At 65.8% G+C, this 2,795-nt stretch carries 3 protein-coding genes; all 3 read left to right on the top strand.

Annotated features, from left to right (window positions below):
• Positions 1–198 (top strand): cupredoxin domain-containing protein (locus AC4FAH_RS13315; RefSeq protein ID WP_490246190.1); only part of this gene is annotated, 198 nt, incomplete at its 5' end.
• Positions 199–274: 76 nt separating this feature from the next.
• On the top strand, positions 275–1,135 hold the full coding sequence (locus AC4FAH_RS13310) for an FTR1 family iron permease (RefSeq protein WP_287020433.1): 861 nt from the start codon (positions 275–277) through the stop codon (positions 1,133–1,135).
• 41 nt (positions 1,136–1,176) lie between these two features.
• Positions 1,177–2,670, top strand: coding sequence for a 4Fe-4S binding protein (locus AC4FAH_RS13305; RefSeq protein ID WP_286988372.1), 1,494 nt, complete (start codon positions 1,177–1,179; stop codon positions 2,668–2,670).
• Positions 2,671–2,795 lie beyond the last annotated feature (125 nt).

The following is a 2,795-nucleotide window of genomic DNA, read 5'->3' as shown; positions in this document are numbered from 1 at the left end:
GGCGAGAAATTCGTCATCCAGCTGCACAACGCGGGCAATACGCCGGCCGAATTCGAGAGCAACTCCCTGCGCAAGGAGAAGGTGCTGGCACCGGGCGTGAAGTCGTTCGTCGTCATCCATCCGCTGCGCGCGGGCAGCTATGACTTCTTCGATGATTTCCACCTGCCGGACGCGCGTGGCAAGGTCGTCGCCGAATAAGCTCGGCCACCCTGTGCCAATGACGCCTTTTTCGTCATCGATGGCGCGCACCGAACGTCAGTAGAAGAGAGTCCGCATGTTTGATCAGATCCTGTTTATCGTCTGGCGTGAAAGCGTCGAAGCCATTCTCGTCATCGGCATCATGCACGCCTGGCTGGTGCAGTCGGGCACCCGCGCGGGCCTGCGCTACCTGTGGGGCGGGGTCGTCGCCGGTCTGGTGCTGGCCGGCCTGATGGGGGCGGCGCTGATGGGCGCCAACACCTGGCTGACCGGCACCGCGCAGGAGGTCTTCCAGGCCGTACTGGTGCTGACCGCCTGCCTGTTGATCACCCAGATGGTGCTGTGGATGCGCACCAAGGGCCGCACGCTCAAGGCCGAACTCGAGAGCGGCCTGGCCAGCGCCGTCTCCTCCGGCAGCTACTGGGGCGTGGCGACGCTGGTTGCCATCGCCGTGGCGCGTGAAGGCGCGGAAACCGTCGTCTTCCTCTACGGCATGGGCGCCGCCAGCCTGCAGTCCGGCGGCATCGCCAGCTTCGCGCTCGCTGCGGGCCTCGGCTTCGCCCTCGCGGTGGCGACCTTCATGGCGCTGCAGCTCGGTTCACGCCTGTTCTCGTGGAAGCTGTTCTTCCGCGTGACCGAAATCCTGCTGTTGCTGCTGGCGGCGTCGCTGCTGATGTCGGGCCTCGAGCAGCTGATCGGCCTCGGCTATCTGCCGGAGGGCCTCGACCCGCTGTGGGATTCCAGCTGGCTGCTCGATGATGGCAGCGGCCTCGGCGGACTGCTGGCGACCTTCGCCGGCTATCGCGCCTGGCCTGCCACGACGATGGTGGTCGGCTATCTCGGCTACTGGGTCATCGTCACAAGCCTCATGAAGCGTCAGCGCAAGAGGGAGCGCGTGGACCAGCGCCGTCAGCTCACTGCCCGCGCGCGCAGCTGAGTCTTGTTCACGCGATCTGCCAGTCAGGAGAAACGATAGTCATGGCCAATTGCGGCTCCAGCCCCCACGGTGACATAAGCAACCTCATCGCCAGTGATGGCGGCACCTCGCCTGGCCGTCAGGCCACGCGCATCGCGCGCTTCGGACAGGCGATGCAGCAGCGGCGTGGTCTGATCCAGCTGGTGCAATGGCTGGTGGTCGGCGTCTATGCCTTTCTGCTGGTGGTGCCGGCCATGTTGCCGCTGCCGGATTACCAGGCGCATATCCTCACCAACCTGACGGTGTTCGCCGAGTTCGTGTTCTGGGGGCTGTGGTGGCCCTTCGTACTGATCAGCATGGTGCTGATGGGGCGCGTGTGGTGCGGTGTCTTCTGCCCCGAAGGCACCCTGACCGAAGCCGCCAGTCGCATCGGCCTGGGTCGCCCGATTCCCGGCTGGATGCGCTGGGGCGGCTGGCCCTTCGTGGCCTTCCTCGGCACCACGCTGTATGGCCAGCTGGCCAGCGTCTATCAGTACCCGCTGGGCGCACTGGTGGTACTGGGGGGCTCGACGGTGGCCGCGATCATCGTCGGGCTGATCTACGGCAAGGGCACGCGCGTCTGGTGCCGTCAGCTGTGTCCGGTGAATGGCGTCTTCAATCTGCTGGCGCGCCTGTCACCGACCCACTTCCGTACCGATCAGGCCCGCTGGAACGCCCACAATCAGGCTGCCCGTCAGGGCAACGCCGTGCGCATGCACGCCCCTGACTGCGCGCCGCTGATTCCGCTCAAGCAGCTCGACAGCGCCGGTGACTGTCATGTCTGCGGACGCTGCAGCGGCTACAAGGACGCGATGCAGCTGGAGTGGCGTGCGCCGGGCGTGGAGCTGGTCGAGCCGCCGCAGCCGGTGCGCTTCACCCACTACTCGGTGCTGGTGTTCGGCCTGCTCGGCATCGCCATCGGCGCCTTCAGCTGGAGCGCCAGCCCGTGGTTCGTCGCACTCAAGCAGCAGCTGGCCTTCTGGCTGGTCGATCACGACCTGATGTGGCCGCTGACCACCACCCTGCCGACCTGGATTCTGACCAACTACCCCGAGCACAACGATGTCTTCAACCTGCTCGATGGCAGCCTGATCACGCTGTGGATCGTGGTCGGTGGCGGCCTGCTGGGCGCGCTCACCAGCCTGCCGCTGCTGCTGGGCAACTGGCTGATGGGTGGCAAGGCGACGCTGTCACGCCTGTGGCACCTCTCGCTGAGCCTGATTCCGCTGGGCGGGCTGGGCGTGTTTCTCGGCCTCTCCGCCACCACCATGACGCTGCTGCGCGGTGATGGCATCAATCTCACCTGGGCCAATGATCTGCGCGCCACCCTGCTGGCACTGGCCTGCCTGTGGGGGCTGCGGCTGGCCTGGCGCATCACCGGTGAGCAGCACAACGGTGAGCAACGCAACGGCGGCCTGCTTGCCGGCAACGCTGCACGACTGATCGGTACCGCGAGTGTCGCGCTGGCCTGCCTGCCCGCGCTGGGCATCTGGTATCTGATGTTCTGGGGCTGGTGACGCCCTGCTGGCTGGATGCTGACTGAGAGATGCTCAATGCCTGAAAGACAAAGACCCGCCGATTGGCGGGGCTTTGTCTTTCAGCGACATGCGGCGTTTTCTCAAACTACGATCAAGGAGCCTTC

The organism is Cobetia sp., assembly GCF_983723665.1.
The sequence above is the reverse complement of the archived record's forward strand: the minus strand, read 5'-3'. Positions and strand labels throughout refer to the sequence as shown.